Origin of the sequence: Campylobacter sp. 2018MI10 (assembly GCF_018501175.1) — a bacterium.
Taxonomy (GTDB): Bacteria; Campylobacterota; Campylobacteria; order Campylobacterales; family Campylobacteraceae; genus Campylobacter_E.
This window is the reverse complement of record NZ_JAHCZD010000122.1, coordinates 1-403: the sequence shown is the minus strand read 5'-3', so window position 1 is coordinate 403 and position 403 is coordinate 1. Positions and strand designations below refer to the sequence as shown.

At 46.4% G+C, this 403-nt stretch carries 1 protein-coding gene; it reads right to left on the bottom strand.

Going from position 1 to position 403, the window contains the following annotated elements; genetic code table 11:
• On the bottom strand, window positions 1-403 hold a 403-nt coding region (locus tag KJR01_RS09950), incomplete at both ends, for a polysaccharide deacetylase family protein (RefSeq protein WP_214119092.1).

The window sequence follows — 403 nt, the reverse complement described above, 5'->3', positions numbered from 1 at the left end:
CACAAGATCTCTCGCCATCAGGCTACTGTCATAGAGAAAACCGGCTTCCTCCAGAAGATCCAGCGTATTCTCGCTATAATCCCAATAGGGAGAACGGTATCCCACAGGGCGTATGCCGAAATGTCTTTTATAACAGGCGAACGCCAGATCCATAAGTCGGCGTTCTGTATCACGATTCACCAGCGTCGGATTTTCATGATAGTAGCCATGGTGAGCGATTTCATGCCCGGCATCAAAAATTGCTTTAATGATTTCCGGGAAGGTGTCTACAGTGTGTCCGGGAATAAAAAAGGTGGTTTTGATATTATTTTCTTTGAACAATTTCAGAAGCCTTGGTACGCCAACTTGAGCACCAAACTCTCCTCGTGACATAAAGGATGGCGACGGTCGATTAAATCCGCCC